Here is a 16,114-nt window from a genome sequence, read left to right as displayed (position 1 = left end):
GCATAGGCCTTTGCCATCGCCGTCTTCGCCGCCTCGAAAAGATCATGCGACATCCGGTTCTTCTCTCCCACGATCTTGTTCAAATACCGGTCGCCGCAGCACGAAAATCCCGCCCGGCATTCTCCGACCTCAGCGTTCCTTCACATAGGGCACGCCGCCGGCACGCGGCGGGATGGCCTTGCCGATGAAGCCTGCGAGCAGAATGACGGTCAGCACATAGGGCAGCGCCTGCATGAATTGCACCGGCACCTTGCCGATGATCGGCAGCGGCGAGCCCTGCAGGCGGATCGCCGCCGCATCGAGGAAACCGAACAACAGGCAGGCGAACATGGCGTTGACCGGCTTCCATTTGGCGAAGATGAGCGCTGCCAGCGCGATATAGCCCTTGCCGGCAGTCATGTCCTTCACGAAGCCGCCATTCTGCACCATGGAAAGATACGCGCCGGCGACGCCGGTGAGGATGCCGGTGCAGATCAGCGCGCGGTAGCGCAGCCAGGCGACCGAGATGCCGGCGGTGTCGACCGCTGCCGGGTTTTCGCCGACGGCGCGCATCCTGAGCCCGAAGCGGGTACGAAACAGCACCCACCAGGTGAACGGCACCATGGCGAAGGCGAAATAGACCAGGATCGAATGGCCGGAGATCAGCTCGGCATAGATCGGGCCGATGATCGGCACGTCCTTGATCGCCTCGGCGCCGGGCCAGATGATCGCCTCGAAGCGTTCGGCCGGCTGCAGGGCCGGCGTGCGCCCGCCCTGTTGGAACCACGCCTGGCCGAGGATGATGGTCGATCCGGCAGCGATGAAATTGATCGCCACGCCGGACACGATCTGGTTGCCGCGATGCGTGATCGAGGCGAAGCCGTGCACCAGGGCGAAAGCGACCGAGATCAGGACCGCCGTGCCGAGGCCGATCAGCGCCGAATGGAAGACGGCGGCGGCCGAAGCGCCGGCAAAGGCGCCGACCAGCATCTTGCCTTCCAGCCCGATGTCGAAGATGCCGGCTCGTTCCGAATAAAGACCCGCCAGGCAAGCGAGCAGCAACGGCACCGAAAGGCGGATGGTCGAATCCAGCACCTGGATAATGGCGTTGAACATGTCCATCTCAGGCCCCCTTACCGTTCACTGCCTGCATGCCGACCGATTTCGGACTGACCGAGGCGAACAGCGCCTGGATGTAAGGTCTGAACATGTGTTCGAGCGCGCCGGCGAACAGGATGACCAGCCCCTGGATGATGACGATCATGTCGCGGCTGATCGCCGGCATCTCGAAGGCAAGCTCGGCGCCGCCCTGGTAAAGCATGCCGAACAGGATCGCCGCCAGGACGATGCCGACCGGATGCAGCCGGCCCATCAACGCAACCGCGATGCCGACATAACCGGCGCCGGACACGAAATCGATCGCGACATTGTGCTGGTCGCCCATCACCGGGTTGAGCGCCATCATGCCGGCCAGCGCGCCCGAGATCATCATCGCGGTGATGATGATGCGGGTTTCCGAAATGCCGGCATAGCGCGCCGCCTTCGGGCTGTGGCCATAGGTGCGCATCTCGTAGCCGAGCCTGGTGCGCCAGATCAAAAGCCAGACCAGGAAGGCCATGACGAGCGCCAGCAGGAAGCAGATGTTGAGCGGCGCCGAGCGGATCTTGGCGCCGAACAATTCGATGATCCAGTTGAGCTTCGGCAGTTCGGCGCCGGCGAGGAAATTGCGCGTCTGCGGCGCCTGCGAGCCGGCCGGCTTCAGCGCACCGACCAAGAGATAGACCATTACCGAGGCGGCGATGAAGTTGAACATGATGGTGGTGATGACGATGTGCGAGCCGCGCTTGGCCTGCAGATAGGCCGGGATCAGCCCCCACAGCGCGCCGAACGCCGCCGCGGCGACGATCGCGATCGGAAAGATCGCCCACCAAGGCAGCATGCTGTCGAGGCTCAGGCAAACGAGCGCGATGCCGAGGCCGCCTATATAGGCCTGGCCCTCGGTGCCGATGTTGAACAGGCTGCAATGCGCCGCCACCGCCACCGACAGCCCGGTGAAGATGAAGGTCGTGGCGTAGAACAGGGTGAACGCGATGCCGGTGCCCTTGCCGAAGGCGCCCTCCACCAGGATGACGGCGGCGCGGAACGGGTTTTCGCCGACCAGCATGACGACGAAGCCGGCAACGATGAAGGCAACCGACAGATTGATCAGCGGGATCAATCCGTAGTCGGCCCAGGCCGGCAGCTTGGTGTAAGGCGTGCTCATTCGGCGGCCTCCTGGTGCTCGACGCCGGCCATCAGCAGCCCGAGCTCGCCTTCGGTCGCGTCCGGGCCGCGCTCGCCGACGACACGGCCGGCAAACATCACCAGGATGCGGTCGGAGAGCGAGCGGATCTCGTCGAGCTCGACCGATACCACCAGCACGGCCTTGCCCTGGTCGCGCATGGCGATCAGCCGCTTGTGGATGAATTCGATGGCGCCGACGTCGACGCCGCGCGTCGGCTGGCCGACGATCAGCACGCCGGGATCTTGTTCCATCTCCCTGGCCAGCACGATCTTCTGCTGGTTGCCGCCGGAGAAGTTCGCCGTCTTCAGCCGCGGATTGCCGGGGCGGATGTCGTATTTCTCGATCTTGTCCTTCGCGTCGGCCATGATGGCATCGACGTCGAGGAACGGCCCCTTCAGGTAGCGCTCGTCGTCGTGATAGCCGAGGATCGAATTCTCGTTTTCCTCGAAGGCGAGCACCAGCCCGACATGGTGGCGATCCTCCGGCACGTGGGCAAGCCCACGGTCGCGCAATTCGCCGGGATCAGCCTTGCCGGTGAGATCGATCGGCTTGTCTTCGAGCATAACCTCGCCGGAAACCGCATGCCTGATGCCGGAGATCGCTTCGAGCAATTCGGACTGGCCGTTGCCGGCAACGCCGGCGATGCCGACGATCTCGCCGCCGCGCACGTCGAAGGAGACATTGTCGACCATGGTGACGCCGCGCGAATCCTTGACCGTCAGGTTCTTGACCGAAAGTTTTACCGCGCCGGCTTCCGACTGGCCCTTCTCGACCCGTAGAAGCACGCGCCTGCCGACCATCAGCTCGGCCAGTTCGCCGACCGTGGTTTCCTTGGTCACCCGGGTCGCCACCATCGTGCCCTGGCGCATCACCGAGACCGTGTCGGTGATCGCCATGATCTCGCGCAGCTTGTGCGTGATGAGCACGATCGTTTTGCCCTGCTCCTTCAATTGCTTGAGGATGCGGAAAAGGTGGTCGGCCTCGGCCGGCGTCAACACCCCCGTCGGCTCGTCGAGGATCAGGATCTCGGCGCCGCGATAGAGCGCCTTGAGGATTTCGACACGCTGCTGCAGGCCGACCGGCAGCTCTTCGATGACGGCATCAGGATCGACCTCGAGGCCGTACTCGCGCTCCAGCCGGTCGAGTTCCGAGCGCGCCTTGGCGATGCTGCTCTTCAACAACACATCGTTTTCGGCGCCGAGGATGATGTTTTCCAAGACCGTGAAATTGTCGACCAGCATGAAGTGCTGGTGCACCATGCCGATGCCGAGAGCGATGGCGTCGTTGGAGGTGTTGATCGACACCGGCTTGCCGCCGACGTGGATCTCGCCGCTGTCGGCCTGGTAGAAGCCGTAGAGGATCGACATCAGCGTCGACTTGCCGGCGCCGTTCTCGCCGACGATGCCGTGGATGGTGCCGCGCGCCACTTCCAGGTTGATGTCGCGGTTGGCGCGCACTGCGCCAAAGCTCTTGTTGATGCCTATGAGCTCGATTGCGGCTTGCGCCATGCAGCCTGTTCCCACTGTTATTTTTTATCGCTTGGTCAAAAGGCCTAGCATGATGCCCCGCTTATGCCAATCGGCGGTGCACTCTCGACAAATCGCAGCGCCCTTGTCAATTTCGAACCTGAGCAGGTTCCGCAAAACTGTCCACGGTTTTTCGATCAGACCTGCGGGAACCAATAGGGGCTAAGCAGATATATTCGGGCATCCACGAACATCTGCTGAGGCGGAGGCTTCACACTCGCAAGGGGTCGGTTTGCATGACCATGCCTGACGATCGGCTGACGGCGTTGGAAATCCGCGCCGCCGAGCAGGAAAACACAATCGAGGAACTGTCCGGGCAGATCGCCGAACAGTGGAAGGTGATCGAGCGCATGGAGCGCAAGCTCGCAGCGCTCACTGACCGATTCCTGGAGTTGGAGGAGCAGACCGCCTCCGATGTTCCGGTGACCAAGCCGCCGCACTGGTGAGGAGCATGGGAAAAGACGGCCATGTCCGGTGAAAGCGACCGTGTCGCCAGGGCCGGCGACTATGTCTTTGGCCTGATGAACGACAGGGAACGCGCTCGCGCCGAGCGCGATCTCGAGATCGATCCCGCCTTTCGCGACACGGTGCTGCGGCTGGCCGAGCGCTTGCGCGCCTTCGATCCCGCGGCACCTGAAGGGCGCGACAATGGCTGGGATCTGGTCACGCAGCGCCTTGCCGAATTGCCGCAGATGCAGGTACGGCTCGCCGGCATTGCCGCCCCCGAGGCCGAACCGCCGCCGATGATCCTCCGGCTCGAGCGCAAGCCCTATGGCGTCGGCCTGCATTCGCGTGGCGGCAGGCTTGGCTTTGTTATTGCGCTTGCCCTGCTGGCCGCCTTTGCACTCGGCTATCTCGCCGGCACGCTATAGCTCACGCGACATGAGAAGCATCGGCGCGCCGTCCTGCTCGAAGGTCTCGACCGCCGTCCATCCAAGCGCCTCGTAGAAGCCGCGCGCCTGCCATGTATAGAGATAGAGCTTGCCGACACCGGATGAGACGGCACGAGCCTCGACGGCTCTGACCAGTGCCGTGCCGACGCCGCTGCCGCGATATCCATCCTCTACGATCAGCCCGGCCAGCCATGGCGAGAAGTCGTGCGGCGAACTGATTTCGCTGCGGACGAGCAGGCAGCTCCCGATCGGCCGGCCGCGCTCGCGCGCAACGAAGGCTGCCTCGGAGCCGTCGCCGGCGATCAGCCCGCGCAACCCGGCCATGTCCTCGTCGAGTGTCCGATCGGTGCCTTCGAAGAAAGCCGCGAGGCGAAGCCCCGCGATTGCTTCGACGTCGCCTTCCGCCATGGCCTCGATCGTCGTCCGCATAGTTCCATCTCAAAAGCGAAACCGCCGGGCGTTGGCCCGGCGGTTCAAACCTTGCTTCAGCCGCAGATCAATACGGGCAGGCGTTGTCGGTGGTGTAGTCGTGCACCTGGACCTTGCCCGAGATGATGTCGGCCTTGGCCTTTTCGACGGCCGCCTTCATCTCGTCGGTGACCAGCGCCTTGTTGTTGTCGTCCATGGCGTAATCGACGCCGCCTTCCTTGAGGCCGAGATTTTCGAGGCCGCCTTTGAAGGTGCCGTTCTTGCCATCCATGAAGGTGTTGTAGACGGCGACGTCGACCCGCTTCATCATCGAGGTCAGCACCTTGCCCGGCTGCAGGCCGTTCTGGTTGGAATCGACACCGATGCCGAGCTTGCCGGCATCCGCTGCCGCCTGCAGCACGCCGACGCCGGTGCCGCCGGCAGCGGCGTAGACCACGTCGGCGCCCTGGTCGATCTGCGTCTTGGCGATCTCGCCGCCCTTGGCCGGATCGTTCCAGGCAGCCGGCGTGTCGCCGGTCATGTTCTGGATGACGTCCGTCGCGCCGGCCGACTTGGCGCCGCCGACATAGCCGCATTCGAACTTGCGGATCAGCGGGATGTCCATGCCGCCGACGAAGCCGACCTTTTTCGATTTCGACGCCATCGCCGCCAGGATGCCGACGAGATAGGAGCCTTCGTTCTCCTTGAACACCAGCGAGCGGACATTGGGCAGGTCGACGGCATCGTCGATGATGGCGAAGTTGAGGTCGGTATATTCGGCTGCGACTTTCTTCAGCGCATCTTCCCAGGCAAAGCCGGCCATGACGATCGGGTTGCGGCCGTCCTCGGCGAAGCGGCGCAGCGCCTGCTCGCGCTGCGAGGCGTTGGAGACTTCGAATTCGACATAGGCGATGCCGGTTTCCTTCTTGAACTTCTCGGCGCCGTTATAGGCGGCCTCGTTGAAGGATTTGTCGAACTTGCCGCCCAGATCGTAGAGGATGGCGGGCTGCACGTCCGCGGCGAAAGCCGGAAGAACCATTGCAGTTGCGGCCAGAAGGCCGAGAACGATACGTTTCATGTGATCCACACCCTGTCGGTTATTTTTCCGTTATGCGCCGCCTGCCCGCCCGGTTCTCCGGCAGGCTGGCGGTGCCAGGCAGGAAGTGTTTTGCCCCTCCCGCTCGCGGTCAATCTGGCACGGCGCGAAACAAAATTCACGTGGAATTTTGACCTGTTGGAAAAAGCGGTTGCCGGCGGCAGGCCTCGGCGGTTTCGCCGTGGCCGTCCGTCCGCAACAGCGTCAAAACAAGGGCCTTCAGGGGCTTGGGGCGAATTCCGCGCCGCGGCGCTTGCGCCGGTAGCCGATGGCGTAGAGCAGGAAGGCCAGCACCGCGAAAACAGCAAACCCTGGTTGCGCGAGCACCCAGGCGACGGCGCCGTCCCAGACCAACGGGCTTGCCTTGGCGCGCACGAAAGTCTCGAAGGCCGCACGGGTATCGGGCGAGACCGCGAGCCAACTTGCATTGAGCGGCGTCATCACCAGCGAGGAGGCTGCGACCGAGCGTGTCGTATCGATCACCGCGATGATCACGGAGATCGACAGCGCAACCATGGCTGCCAGCCGAAAGATGAAACGCAACATCGACGCTCTCCCCGGGAAAGCTCCCGTCTACCCCCGCAATCGACATAGAGCCTGCATGGTTTCCGCGCAATCGCGACCCGTGAAATTAGCGAGCCCGCGCCGGTCGGCGCCGGTTCACCCGCCAGACGGCCAAAATACCGCCTGCGATCGCGCCGACGATCAGGCCCCCCAGGCCGACAAAAGCCGCGAAAAATCCGCAGGCGCCCTCGAAACAGCTCATATGCGTCAGGTCCGCTATCAGCGAACCGGCGAAGAAACCGGCGCAGGCGCCGATCGCGCCGCCAAGGATGATGCCGAGCAGCGCGGCAAGGATCGAGACCAAGACCGGCGGCCGCTCGGTCTCCGGATTGGCGTAGATCGTCTCGGCGCCGGCCCCCTTGCGCAGGAGATAGATGCAGAGCAGGCCGATGGCGATCTCGGCGACGGTGAAGCCCAGCGCCTCGGCCGAGAAGACGAAGTCGGACACGAGCAACACATAGGCCTGGCGCACCAGGAGCCAGATGATGATGGCGATCTGCCAGATCGTGTAATGGCGCGGGAAGCGGGCCGAGCGGTTGAAGGCAAGGCCAAGCAGGTACAGCCCCCACAGGATGGTGATGACGCCGCCGGTAAGGCCGCCATAGACCAGGAAGAACACGCTGTCGGGCAGGCTGAAGTCGCCGATCAGCCGCCAGGAGGAGATCAGCCCGTAGGCCGACAGCCCCATGACGATGACGAGCCACGCCACCGGGATGAGGGAAAGCCCGCCGTCCGGCCGCCCCGCGGGTTGCTGGTCGATCGATGCCATGTTGGGACGATGCCCCTCGCCCAGGCAATTCCGGGAAAGCCGCCTCGCGGCTTTCCGGCGGGAATTGCAAAACCCGAACCGGCAATTCCAGGGAAAGCTCGCAACCGTCCACCGGGACTGCATGAAAACAGAGATTTGGCGCAGTCGACAGCCGGGCGGAGGCGAAGTCAAGCATCACCGGCGCGTCGCGATCGGCCTGTGCACATCATTCGAACGCATCGCCCCTGACCCTGTCTTTGCGCCCATACACGGCAAAAGCCGCGGCAATGCCAATATGGCTTGGCATTCGCTTTAGGATCGACTAGATGAGCCCCGCGCCTGTTTGCCTAGACGGCTAGCGGTGCCGGGAAGGGTTGCCTGCCGGTTGAGGGCATACCGAATATCCGTTGAGGACTTCCCTGGGAGCATCTCCCCAACCCGCGCGGCGAAACCGACCGACGCGAGATGCTAAGACGGAGAGGTGGCCGAGTGGTTGAAGGCGCACGCCTGGAAAGTGTGTTTACGGGAAACCGTAACGCGGGTTCGAATCCCGCTCTCTCCGCCAGCCAACTTGATTGATTTCTATATTTTTTCGGAGCAGGCCGAGCCTTCATGCTCGACCAGGTGATATCTGAAGCGGTCGCGAACGAATTCGTTGAAGAACTGCCCTTTCGAGAAAGCCGCCTTGAAAGCCGTGTAGACCTCGGGTCCGACGTCCTCATAGTCATAGCGCTTGCCGGTCGGGACGAACCATACCGAGAGGACCCGTCTCGACGGATCGTAATGGATGGTCCGGATCGCGGTGGAAGGCATGTGCCGCCTCCTGCTTCCAACGCTTAATCCTTCCTGCGCCGCGAGGTTCCGCCCTGCCGGCTTGCACAAGGGGTCCGATTGCCTATCTGAGCCGCATGACATCATTGAAAAACCGAGCTGCCGGCGACGCGTTCCAGGGCGATCTCTTCGGTGCGCCTGCAAGCCTGCCGCCCATGCCCGTGGGCTTCTCCTACCAGCCGAACCTGATTGCCCGCGACGAAGAACTCGAGCTGGTCAGCCATATCCGGAGCCTGCCTTTCCAGCCGTTCGATTTTCACGGCCATCTTGCCAACAGGCAAATCGTCGGCTTCGGCTTGCGCTACGATTACGAACGCCGCCAGGTCGTGGAGGCGCCGCCCATACCGGACTTCCTGCTGCCGCTTCGCGCCAAGGTCGCCGCCTCCGCGGACGTCCCGGCAGCCGAATTCGCGCAAGTGCTGATCAACGAATATCGCCCGGGCGCCGGCATAGGCTGGCATCGGGACAAGCCGCATTTCGAGCTGGTCGCCGGCGTTTCCCTGCTAGCGCCCTGCAGCTTCCGGCTGCGCCGCAAGAACGGCGCGGCATGGGACCGTGAAACGATCGAGGTCGAGCCCAGATCGCTCTATCTCATGACAGGGCCGGTCAGGCACGAGTGGGAGCACAGCATCCCGCCAGTCGAACGCCATCGCTATTCGGTGACGTTGCGGACAATGCGGGCTCTTTAAGCAGGGCGCGCCGGCGATTATCCGGGAACCATCGCCGGGCGCCAGGGTTGTGTCGTCAGGTTTTCCAGATGGAAAGGAAAGACGATGCGCATGTTGACGATGGTCCTGACGCTGTCGGCAATGGCATTGGCGCAACCCGCTTCCGCTCAACGCGCCGATCCGCAACCGCCGCAAGCGACGCCCCCTGCCCAGGAGCCCATCCCCGGCCAGCCGCAGCCAGGCCAGTCCCAACCCGGCCAAGACGATGCCGCCCAGAACGTCACCAACATCGTCGTGGTGGCGATGGAGGACCTGCCCTCGGAAGTGAAGGCGCAGGCCGAAGCCATAGTCACCAGGACGACCGCCAAGGAACTGGCCAAGCTGCAGAACTCGGTCGACGCCTCGCCCGAGGCGACGTCGGTTCTGCATGCGAACGGACTGAATTCCTCGCAGGTCGTCGCCGCCAACATCGACGGTGACGGCACGCTGACGCTGATCATCCAGACGACGGCCTGACCTTGGGGGCATAACCCAGCCGAACGGCGGCCGACGGGCCGCGGTTCGCCTTCGATCCTCACTCTTGCGGAGGCCGTCATGACCGAAGCCGCGGTCCGCAACTTCATGCTCAACTTCGGGCCGCAGCACCCGTCGGCGCATGGCGTGCTCAGGCTGGTGCTGGAACTGGACGGCGAGATCGTCGATCGCGCCGATCCGCATATCGGCCTGCTCCATCGCGGCACCGAAAAGCTGATCGAATACAAGAACTATCTGCAGGCCCTGCCCTATTTCGATCGGCTCGACTACGTCGCGCCGATGAACCAGGAGCATGCCTTCTGCCTTGCCGCCGAAAAGCTGCTCGAATTGTCCGTTCCCCGGCGCGGCCAACTGATCCGCGTGCTGTTTTGCGAGATCGGGCGGCTCCTGTCGCATCTTCTCAACGTCACCACGCAGGCCATGGATATCGGCGCCCTGACGCCGCCGCTATGGGGCTTCGCCGAACGCGAGAAGCTGATGGTGTTTTATGAACGCGCCTCAGGCGCGCGTATGCACGCGAACTATTTCCGCGTCGGCGGCGTCCATCAGGATCTGCCGGAAAAGCTGCTCGACGACATCTGGGATTTTTGCGATCCGTTCCTGAAGGCCTGCGACAATCTCGAGGGCCTGCTCACCGACAACCGCATCTTCAAGCAGCGCAATGTCGATGTCGGCGTGATCTCGCTCGACGACGCCTGGGCCATGGGCTTCTCCGGCCCCATGGTGCGCGGCTCGGGCGCCGCCTGGGACCTGCGCAAGGCGCAGCCCTATGAGTGCTATCCCGAAATGGATTTCGACATCCCCATCGGCAAGCACGGCGACTGTTACGATCGCTATCTGGTGCGCATGGAAGAGATGCGCCAGTCGGTGCGGATCATGCGGCAGTGCCTGGAAAAGCTGCGCTCATCCGATGGCCAGGGTCCTGTCGCCGTGCCGAACCAGAAGATCACGCCGCCGCCGCGCGCCACCATGAAGCGCTCGATGGAAGCGACCATCCATCATTTCAAGCTTTATACCGAAGGCCACCGCGTGCCGCCCGGAGAGGTCTATGCCGCGGTCGAGGCGCCGAAAGGCGAGTTCGGCGTCTATCTGGTCTCGGACGGCAGCAACGTTCCCTATCGCTGCAAGATACGCGCGCCATCCTTCGCCCATCTCCAGGCGATGGATTTCCTGTCGCGCGGGCATATGGTGGCCGATGTCGCGGCGATCATCGGCTCGCTCGACATCGTATTCGGCGAGATCGATCGCTGACGCGGAGGAGAGCCCGGCGCCTCTCCTTCGTCTCCGTCAACCGGCGAGCCCGACGCGATCCCGCCGACGGAACCGCTCTAACGCATGAACACCGCCCTCAGCCAGGCGAAAATGCCGGCGCCCGGGGAGATCGCCGCGCGCACGCGCGAGGCCGCCCAGCGGGCCGGCATGTTGGCGCCGACATGGCAATGGCAGACGACTTCATGCAGCTGCCAGTCGCTCATTTCGAAGAAGCGCTTGGCTTCGCCGTAAGTGTCGTCCCGCAGGCCTTGCGCGCGGAAGATCGGGTCCTCGAAAGCGATGGTGATCGCCGAGCCGTCGATACGCATTCTTTGGCGCACATCGGCTGAGGCGTATTCGGTGCCCGCCAGCGCCGTGAGGCGGCGGCCGGGATTTTGTTCAAGAAGCTGCGCCCAGCGCTCGAGGCGCTGGCCGCGATTGGCGATGAGAGCCGGTGCTTCGGCATGAACGTCGGCAACGGCGTTGATCTGATCAAGGGTTTGGTGCTTCACGGCCGTCTCCTGTGTCGGCAGATGGCCCCCGTCCACAACGGGATTTAAGGCGCCGACCGACGCCGGCAAGAGCCGAAACAGGCGGGTGGAATCATTTGATCGTTATGTGCCGCCGTCGCGCGCCGCGATCGTGTTGGAACCATCCGCGGGCGTGGCCGTTCTGCCAGCTTGCGCCGCCGATCGCTCCAGACGAAGCGTCTGAACGCAGCGGTCACCTCCATCAGTTCAGGTCGGGCAGGACATCCCGGTTTTTGGGATTCGCAGCAGGCCCTGCCAAGGCATCGAACGGAAGGAAAAAGCGATGGCCATTCTCCCCAATCCGGACCCATCTCCCACGCCCGTGCCCACGCCGCCGCCCATCCCGGAACCGAAACCGGTGCGCGAGCCGGAGCCGGACCGGCTGCCCGACGAGGAGCCGATCCCCAATCCCGATGAGAATGACGCGCCGCCCAGGCATTCCGCAACCAGGCGGCGCCGGATTTGAACGGCTCGCGGGAAGCGCCTGATGCGCCTCCCACCGCCTGATCATTCCCCGCGCATCGTCGCCTGGAAGGTCGGCAGGTGCTTCTTCTGCGCCTCGATCATGCGTTCGCGGTAGACGCCGTAGATGACGTCGGTGTCATGCAGCGTCACGCCCGCAATGGTCGGCGAGGCGAAGACCGGCAGCTCGATGCCGCGCTTCGACAATTGCTCGGCCGTGCGGGCGAGCAGCTCATGCGCCATGATCATCGCCAGCACCGTCGACGAGCCCGACACCGGGCGGCCCCAGCCTTCGATCGGCACCACCGCGTCCTCGATCGGCGAGCAGGTGTCGATGACGAGGTCGGCGGCGTCCGCCAGCCGCTTGCCGGAGGAATGCGTGGCCGGCTTGTCGAGATTGTTCTTGCTGGTGACCGCGACGACGAAGATGCCGCGCTTCTTGGCGTAGAGCGCGGTGTCGATGCCGGAGGAATTGCGGCCGCTATGGCCGAAGATGATGATGGAATCGCCCTTGTTCAGCGGCTGATGATCGAGGAACTTCTCGGCATATTTCTCGGTCCGCTCCAGCCACAAGAGCTCGCGCACGCCGCCTGCGCCGAGCACGTTGTGCCACATCACGCGCGGGTCGGTCAGCGGGTTGAAGCCGACGAAGCTGCCATAACGCGGAAACATCTCCTGCGCCGGCAGCACCGAATGGCCCGAACCGTAGAGATGGACCAGCCCGCCATTTTGCAGCGTGTCGGCGAAGCGGCTCGCCGCCTGGCCGAAGGCTTCTTCATTGGCCTTCGATGCCTGTTCGAGGAGGGCGGCGAGACGGGGAATGTAGAGATCGGACACTTCGGTACTCCTGTTGATCGTGTCAGCTTCTGGTGTTTGGGAGACGGCCGGCGCGCAGCGTCGAGCGTATCTCATAGCGGTCGCCGCGCATGACCGAGACGGTGAATTCGAACGGGCCGCGCTCGTCGATGGTGATGCGCTCGACGACGAAGGCGGGACTGCCCGTTGGCAGGTCGAGCAGCTCGGCGTCGGCGGCGCTGACGGAACCGACACGGTAGTTCTCGCGCGCCTCGACCGGCACGATGCCGTACTGACGCTCCAGCGCCTCGTAGAGCGAGCCCTTGAGCAGGCCGGCGTCGAGAAAGCCCGGCACGCGCGCTGCGGCCAGTTGCGCCGTCTGGATGCCGATCGGCTCGTTGTTGCCCAGCCTCAATCGCCGGATCCGCACGACAGGATCGCCCTCCTCGATCTCCAGCGCGCCGGCCGCCGCCGCACCCGCCGTCGTCAGGCTGCAATCGAGCAGGCGCGAGCCGGCGACCACGCCGATATTGCCCATTTCCTGGGTGAAGGAGGTGAGCTCGCGCGTGCCGGCGACCAGCGTCGCCGAGCGCACGAAGGTGCCCCTTCCATGCTCGCGCCTGAGCAGCCCGCTTTCCTCAAGATTGCGCAGCGCATGGCGAAGCGTGATGCGGCTGACGCCGAACAGCGCGCAGAGCCTGTCCTCGGCCGGGATCTGGTCGCCGGTCGCCCACTCGCCGCTCTTGACGATGGCGCGGATCGCCTCCTCGACCTGGTACCAGAGCGGCTCCGGTCGCCTGCGGTCCGGCTGCTGAAAGCTCGCTTCGCTCATCGGATCTGCCTCCACCCGCTTCCCGCCTGTCCGGCAAGCGCAGCACCGATCAGGCCGGCGCGGGAGCCGAATTTTCCAGGCCTAAGTTCGATGCCGCGCAGATGCGGCGGCAATTGACGCCGTAGCGCCGCAAGCAACGGCGGCGCAATCACATCCAGCGCATCGGCCAGGCCGCCCGAGACCAGGATGACGCCTGGATCGAGCAACCCGACCGCGCCAGCGAGCGCCGTGCCGAGCTGGCGCGCCGGCACCTCGAGCAGGGTCTGTGCGGCAAGCTGGCCTGCTTTGGCGGCGGCGATCAGCTGGCGGCTGTCGGCTAGTCCGATCTGTGCGGCAAGGGCGTCCAGCGCACGGCCGGAGGCGACACGTTCCAGCCAGCCACTGCGATCCTCGCCATGGTCCCTGACGTCGGCGCAGGCCCAGCCGAAGGAACAGGCGCCGCCATGCGCGCCGGCGACGATGCGGCCATTGGCCAGCACCGCCGAGCCGATGCCGGTGCCGATGGCCAGCAGGATCGCGTCGGAGACACCCTCGGCCGCGCCTTTCGCCGCTTCCGCGAGCAGCGCGATCTGCGCGTCATTGCCGACCGCCACGCGAAGGTCGGGAAACAGCGCCGCGATGTCGACGCCGTCGAGCCAGGGCAGATTCGGTATCCAGCGGCATGCGGAGCCCTCGACAAGTCCCGGCACGGCAAGCCCGAGCGCTTCGGCCTCGCCTACGGCCGCGAGCGTGCGAACGTGCGTCACGAACGCGTCGAGGCTCGCCGGCGCCGGCTCACGGACCTGGGGCACGAGGGCGCCGATATCGCCCGTATGGACCGCGGCGCGCAGATTGGTGCCGCCGAGATCGATGGCGAGAACCCGTGTCATGTATGGCGGCTCCGGTCAGCATTTTTTCAGATGTCATTATAACGACATGATGCCGCTCGCAAGAGCCGCAAAGACGTCGACGGCTACCTATTGATCGGCGATCGGCCAGGAAACCGCATCTTATCCTACTGATCCACTTACGTTATCTGAGTGGATTGACATCATCGAGTTTTTCATTTGCAAGCATGATCCGCACGTCCACGTGCGAGAGGGCTTGCGCCTTTGCTCAAACTTGTCATAACGTCATCCACTCTGGTCATGGCTTATGTGGAGGACGCCGATGTCGCTTGCCTGGATCTCGAAGCTTGGATTCGCCGCGGGACTTATTGCGCTGCCCGCGACCGGCTGGGCGCAATCGGTCAACATCTCCTACCTGACGCATTGGTCGCCGGAGACGGTGGCGCTGCTCGAAGCGGCGGCCAAGGATTTTTCCAAGGAGCACCCGGATGTCGCCGTCACCGTGCGCGCGGTTCCGTTCGGCGATCTCTTGACCACGCTCCGCTCGCAGGGCGGCTCCTCCGATGGTCCGACCATCGGCGGCATCTACGATCTGTGGCTGCCGGAACTGGCAAAGGACAAGCTCGTCGCCCCCGCTCCCGATGCGGTGGCAGCCGAGGTGAAAAGCGCGTGGCCGGCGGGCGTCGTCAGCGCCGCCTCGGTCGGCGGCACGCTCTACGGCATTCCGAACGAGATCGACGTCTACGCGCTGAACTACAACAAGGCGCTGTTCAAGGAAGCGGGCATCGCCGCTCCGCCCAAAACCTGGGCCGAACTCAAGGATGCCGCCGCGAAGCTGACCGACAAGGCCAAGGGCCAGCAGGGCTTCGGCATGATCAACTCATGGGCGGCGGGGGTGGTCCATCCTTTCGCCTCGCTGCTCGTCTCCAATGGTGGCAACCTGGTCAAGGACGGCAAGCCGGCGCTGGACAGTCCCCAGGCCGGCGAAACCTTCGCGCTCTATGAAGACTTGATAAAGTCCGGCGCGAGCAATCCGGCGATGGCAACGGCCGACGCCAACACAACCGGTCCGTTCCTCGACAATTTCGTCTCCGGCAAGACCGGCATGATCATCATGGCCAATTGGTGGGAAAGCGCGCTCAAGACCGGCATGGGCGACAAGTTCGCAAACATCGCCACCGCTCCCATCCCTGTCGGCCCAAGCGGCGACAAGCCGCATTCGATCTCCTATTCCTGGATGACCGTCGTCAACGCCAAGGCCGGCGAGGCCGAGCAGAAGGCAGCCTGGGAGTTCCTCGCCTGGCTGAATAGCCCGAAGTCGGGCAAGAACGGCGCCTCGGCCATGTCCGACATATTGATGTCGATGGGCATCCTGCCGTCACGCACTTCCGACATCGAGGCGCACAAGGACAAGCTCGGCTCCGAATTCCTGTCCGGCTACGTCTCGGGGCTTGCCGATGCGCGCCCCTTCCCTGTCGTGCTCGGCGGCCAGGAATTCTCGGAATCGCTGCAGCAGACGCTCGAGGCGTTGCAGTATGGCCAGGTCTCGGCCAAGGATGCGCAGGCGAATGCGCAGACCGACGCCACGTCGATCCTGAAGCGCGCGGCGAAATAGAGTCGGGTTTCAGCCCGGCATGTTTTGGGTCCGATGAATGGCCAAAGCTTTTCGTGCCTCGGCGGGCATCATGCTTGCGCCCGCCGTGACATTGATCGGCGTGTTCGTGCTGTTGCCGATGCTGCTGACCGTCTGGCTGTCATTCCAGGACTGGTCGACGCAGACGCCCTTTTCCGACGCGAGCTTCGTCGGGCTTCGCAATTTCCACGAGATTTTCGGCCCCACCTCGGTCGGCCGCGATTTCAAGACGGCCCTGCTCAACACCACGATC

The 16,114-nt window shown here is 64.2% G+C and carries 19 protein-coding genes, 1 tRNA gene and 1 pseudogene; 9 read left to right on the top strand and 12 right to left on the bottom strand.

Going from position 1 to position 16,114, the window contains the following annotated elements; genetic code table 11:
• Positions 1-129: 129 nt before the first annotated feature.
• Genes FJ980_RS24755 through FJ980_RS24745 form a run of 3 tightly spaced genes read right to left on the bottom strand, consistent with a single transcriptional unit; the run spans position 130 to position 3,771 of the window.
• Positions 130-1,101 (bottom strand): ABC transporter permease, encoded by a 972-nt coding sequence (locus FJ980_RS24755; RefSeq protein ID WP_095766261.1) that lies wholly within the window; start codon positions 1,099-1,101, stop codon positions 130-132.
• Position 1,102: 1 nt separating this feature from the next.
• On the bottom strand, positions 1,103-2,242 hold the full coding sequence (locus FJ980_RS24750) for an ABC transporter permease (protein ID WP_140546340.1): 1,140 nt from the start codon (positions 2,240-2,242) through the stop codon (positions 1,103-1,105).
• Complete coding sequence (locus tag FJ980_RS24745; protein ID WP_140546339.1) at positions 2,239-3,771, bottom strand: ABC transporter ATP-binding protein; 1,533 nt, start codon at positions 3,769-3,771, stop codon at positions 2,239-2,241. The genes FJ980_RS24750 and FJ980_RS24745 overlap by 4 nt, the downstream gene beginning before the upstream one ends.
• Positions 3,772-4,025: 254 nt before the next feature.
• Here FJ980_RS24745 and FJ980_RS24740 point away from each other — a divergent pair, with 254 nt between their 5' ends.
• On the top strand, positions 4,026-4,235 hold the full coding sequence (locus FJ980_RS24740) for a SlyX family protein (RefSeq protein WP_140546338.1): 210 nt from the start codon (positions 4,026-4,028) through the stop codon (positions 4,233-4,235).
• Positions 4,236-4,256: 21 nt separating this feature from the next.
• Positions 4,257-4,661, top strand: coding sequence for a hypothetical protein (locus tag FJ980_RS24735; protein ID WP_140546337.1), 405 nt, complete (start codon positions 4,257-4,259; stop codon positions 4,659-4,661).
• On the opposite strand, the gene FJ980_RS24730 is transcribed toward FJ980_RS24735, so the two are convergent.
• From FJ980_RS24730 to FJ980_RS24715, 4 genes are all read right to left on the bottom strand, one after another.
• Positions 4,656-5,111 (bottom strand): GNAT family N-acetyltransferase, encoded by a 456-nt coding sequence (locus tag FJ980_RS24730; RefSeq protein WP_140546336.1) that lies wholly within the window; start codon positions 5,109-5,111, stop codon positions 4,656-4,658. The genes FJ980_RS24735 and FJ980_RS24730 overlap by 6 nt on opposite strands.
• Before the next feature lie 67 nt (positions 5,112-5,178).
• Positions 5,179-6,168 (bottom strand): BMP family ABC transporter substrate-binding protein, encoded by a 990-nt coding sequence (locus tag FJ980_RS24725; protein ID WP_140546335.1) that lies wholly within the window; start codon positions 6,166-6,168, stop codon positions 5,179-5,181.
• A 237-nt stretch (positions 6,169-6,405) separates the two neighbouring features.
• Positions 6,406-6,732, bottom strand: coding sequence for a hypothetical protein (locus FJ980_RS24720; protein ID WP_140546334.1), 327 nt, complete (start codon positions 6,730-6,732; stop codon positions 6,406-6,408).
• A gap of 85 nt (positions 6,733-6,817) precedes the next feature.
• The gene (locus FJ980_RS24715) at positions 6,818-7,519 is read right to left on the bottom strand and encodes a DUF2569 family protein (protein WP_140546333.1); all 702 of its coding nucleotides are present in this window, start codon (positions 7,517-7,519) and stop codon (positions 6,818-6,820) included.
• Between the two features lie 454 nt (positions 7,520-7,973).
• Here FJ980_RS24715 and FJ980_RS24710 point away from each other — a divergent pair.
• Positions 7,974-8,063, top strand: a tRNA-Ser gene (locus tag FJ980_RS24710).
• 17 nt (positions 8,064-8,080) lie between these two features.
• Here FJ980_RS24710 and FJ980_RS24705 read toward each other — a convergent pair.
• Entirely contained in the window at positions 8,081-8,311 is a 231-nt protein-coding gene (locus FJ980_RS24705) for a KTSC domain-containing protein (RefSeq protein ID WP_140546332.1), read from the bottom strand.
• A gap of 95 nt (positions 8,312-8,406) precedes the next feature.
• Between FJ980_RS24705 and FJ980_RS24700 the strand changes: the two genes are divergently transcribed.
• The 3 genes from FJ980_RS24700 (at position 8,407) to FJ980_RS24690 (ending at position 10,782) form a co-directional block, all read left to right on the top strand.
• Positions 8,407-9,018 (top strand): alpha-ketoglutarate-dependent dioxygenase AlkB, encoded by a 612-nt coding sequence (locus FJ980_RS24700; protein ID WP_140546331.1) that lies wholly within the window; start codon positions 8,407-8,409, stop codon positions 9,016-9,018.
• A 90-nt stretch (positions 9,019-9,108) separates the two neighbouring features.
• Positions 9,109-9,513: a hypothetical protein gene (locus FJ980_RS24695; protein WP_246673392.1), complete on the top strand. Its 405-nt coding sequence runs from the start codon at positions 9,109-9,111 to the stop codon at positions 9,511-9,513.
• Positions 9,514-9,591: 78 nt separating this feature from the next.
• Positions 9,592-10,782, top strand: a complete 1,191-nt coding sequence (locus FJ980_RS24690; RefSeq protein ID WP_140546329.1) for an NADH-quinone oxidoreductase subunit D — start codon at positions 9,592-9,594, stop codon at positions 10,780-10,782.
• 77 nt (positions 10,783-10,859) lie between these two features.
• Here FJ980_RS24690 and FJ980_RS24685 read toward each other — a convergent pair whose 3' ends face one another.
• On the bottom strand, positions 10,860-11,294 hold the full coding sequence (locus FJ980_RS24685; protein ID WP_140546328.1) for a hypothetical protein: 435 nt from the start codon (positions 11,292-11,294) through the stop codon (positions 10,860-10,862).
• Between the two features lie 301 nt (positions 11,295-11,595).
• Here FJ980_RS24685 and FJ980_RS24680 point away from each other — a divergent pair, with 301 nt between their 5' ends.
• Entirely contained in the window at positions 11,596-11,778 is a 183-nt protein-coding gene (locus FJ980_RS24680; RefSeq protein WP_095766249.1) for a hypothetical protein, read from the top strand.
• A 41-nt stretch (positions 11,779-11,819) separates the two neighbouring features.
• On the opposite strand, the gene FJ980_RS24675 is transcribed toward FJ980_RS24680, so the two are convergent.
• The 3 genes from FJ980_RS24675 to FJ980_RS24665 are packed head-to-tail and all read right to left on the bottom strand — an operon-like array spanning position 11,820 to position 14,270.
• On the bottom strand, positions 11,820-12,611 hold the full coding sequence (locus FJ980_RS24675) for an SIS domain-containing protein (protein WP_140546327.1): 792 nt from the start codon (positions 12,609-12,611) through the stop codon (positions 11,820-11,822).
• Between the two features lie 22 nt (positions 12,612-12,633).
• Positions 12,634-13,401, bottom strand: coding sequence for a GntR family transcriptional regulator (locus FJ980_RS24670; protein WP_140546326.1), 768 nt, complete (start codon positions 13,399-13,401; stop codon positions 12,634-12,636).
• The gene (locus tag FJ980_RS24665; protein ID WP_140546325.1) at positions 13,398-14,270 is read right to left on the bottom strand and encodes an ROK family protein; all 873 of its coding nucleotides are present in this window, start codon (positions 14,268-14,270) and stop codon (positions 13,398-13,400) included. The genes FJ980_RS24670 and FJ980_RS24665 overlap by 4 nt, the downstream gene beginning before the upstream one ends.
• Positions 14,271-14,550: 280 nt before the next feature.
• Between FJ980_RS24665 and FJ980_RS24660 the strand changes: the two genes are divergently transcribed.
• Together FJ980_RS24660 and FJ980_RS24655 are read left to right on the top strand one after the other, a co-directional pair.
• A complete protein-coding gene (locus FJ980_RS24660; protein WP_140546324.1) occupies positions 14,551-15,843 on the top strand; it encodes a sugar ABC transporter substrate-binding protein in 1,293 nt (430 codons plus the stop codon).
• A gap of 37 nt (positions 15,844-15,880) precedes the next feature.
• Positions 15,881-16,114 (top strand): annotated as a pseudogene (locus FJ980_RS24655) (sugar ABC transporter permease); the annotation flags it as partial.

The sequence above is a fragment of the Mesorhizobium sp. B1-1-5 genome (assembly GCF_006443065.1).
Lineage (GTDB): Bacteria > Pseudomonadota > Alphaproteobacteria > Rhizobiales > Rhizobiaceae > Mesorhizobium.
This window is presented reverse-complemented; position numbering and strand designations above follow the sequence as displayed.

What these genes read in the sequence shown, in the direction of transcription:
- FJ980_RS24755 (WP_095766261.1), bottom strand. Translation starts at nt 1,101, where the DNA reads ATGGACATGTTCAACGCCATTATCCAGGTGCTGGATTCGACCATCCGC.
- FJ980_RS24750 (WP_140546340.1), bottom strand. Translation starts at nt 2,242, where the DNA reads ATGAGCACGCCTTACACCAAGCTGCCGGCCTGGGCCGACTACGGATTG.
- FJ980_RS24745 (WP_140546339.1), bottom strand. Translation starts at nt 3,771, where the DNA reads ATGGCGCAAGCCGCAATCGAGCTCATAGGCATCAACAAGAGCTTTGGC.
- FJ980_RS24740 (WP_140546338.1), top strand. Translation starts at nt 4,026, where the DNA reads ATGACCATGCCTGACGATCGGCTGACGGCGTTGGAAATCCGCGCCGCC.
- FJ980_RS24735 (WP_140546337.1), top strand. Translation starts at nt 4,257, where the DNA reads ATGTCCGGTGAAAGCGACCGTGTCGCCAGGGCCGGCGACTATGTCTTT.
- FJ980_RS24730 (WP_140546336.1), bottom strand. Translation starts at nt 5,111, where the DNA reads ATGCGGACGACGATCGAGGCCATGGCGGAAGGCGACGTCGAAGCAATC.
- FJ980_RS24725 (WP_140546335.1), bottom strand. Translation starts at nt 6,168, where the DNA reads ATGAAACGTATCGTTCTCGGCCTTCTGGCCGCAACTGCAATGGTTCTT.
- FJ980_RS24720 (WP_140546334.1), bottom strand. Translation starts at nt 6,732, where the DNA reads ATGTTGCGTTTCATCTTTCGGCTGGCAGCCATGGTTGCGCTGTCGATC.
- FJ980_RS24715 (WP_140546333.1), bottom strand. Translation starts at nt 7,519, where the DNA reads ATGGCATCGATCGACCAGCAACCCGCGGGGCGGCCGGACGGCGGGCTT.
- FJ980_RS24705 (WP_140546332.1), bottom strand. Translation starts at nt 8,311, where the DNA reads ATGCCTTCCACCGCGATCCGGACCATCCATTACGATCCGTCGAGACGG.
- FJ980_RS24700 (WP_140546331.1), top strand. Translation starts at nt 8,407, where the DNA reads ATGACATCATTGAAAAACCGAGCTGCCGGCGACGCGTTCCAGGGCGAT.
- FJ980_RS24695 (WP_246673392.1), top strand. Translation starts at nt 9,109, where the DNA reads ATGTTGACGATGGTCCTGACGCTGTCGGCAATGGCATTGGCGCAACCC.
- FJ980_RS24690 (WP_140546329.1), top strand. Translation starts at nt 9,592, where the DNA reads ATGACCGAAGCCGCGGTCCGCAACTTCATGCTCAACTTCGGGCCGCAG.
- FJ980_RS24680 (WP_095766249.1), top strand. Translation starts at nt 11,596, where the DNA reads ATGGCCATTCTCCCCAATCCGGACCCATCTCCCACGCCCGTGCCCACG.
- FJ980_RS24670 (WP_140546326.1), bottom strand. Translation starts at nt 13,401, where the DNA reads ATGAGCGAAGCGAGCTTTCAGCAGCCGGACCGCAGGCGACCGGAGCCG.
- FJ980_RS24665 (WP_140546325.1), bottom strand. Translation starts at nt 14,270, where the DNA reads ATGACACGGGTTCTCGCCATCGATCTCGGCGGCACCAATCTGCGCGCC.
- FJ980_RS24660 (WP_140546324.1), top strand. Translation starts at nt 14,551, where the DNA reads ATGTCGCTTGCCTGGATCTCGAAGCTTGGATTCGCCGCGGGACTTATT.